We start from the raw sequence: 472 nt of genomic DNA, 5'->3' as shown, positions 1-472 counted from the left end.
ATGCTGAATTTGAGGCGATGAAGGATGATGGAGCGAGACTTGCAAGCAGGGTCTTTACTACCGAATACAAAAGCGCGATAGCTGAGACTAAGGCTTATCTTGTTGCTGAGGATACTAAGAAAATCAAAGCTTTACGGCTACTTTGTGAAAAATATACGCCTGAATATATGAGTGCGTTTGAAACTGTGGCGTATCACGGGCTAAATCATCTTTATATTTACGAGCTTAAAATAAAGTTTCTAAGCGCAAAAGCTAAAATTTTGTAAAAATTAAGATATATTTTTTATTCGCATACAAATTTATCTCTACCGACCAGTAAAAATAAATCACTATTGTAATATTATTAAAATATTATTTACTAATAGCTCAAATTTAACTTACGTCTAAGAAAAGAAGTGCTAATATTAAACAAAATATAATAGTGATTATTAATTTATCTATCTAAGTATTTATATCAAAAAAGGATAAAACA

1 pseudogene is annotated in these 472 nt (G+C 29.9%); it reads left to right on the top strand.

The features are described 5' to 3' along the window. Nucleotides 1-266, top strand: a pseudogene (locus tag CDOM15925_RS09920) (pyridoxamine 5'-phosphate oxidase family protein); the annotation flags it as partial. Nucleotides 267-472 lie beyond the last annotated feature (206 nt).

This window comes from Campylobacter sp. RM15925 (genome assembly GCF_012978775.1).
Classification (GTDB): domain Bacteria; phylum Campylobacterota; class Campylobacteria; order Campylobacterales; family Campylobacteraceae; genus Campylobacter_A; species Campylobacter_A canis.
This window is presented reverse-complemented; position numbering and strand designations above follow the sequence as displayed.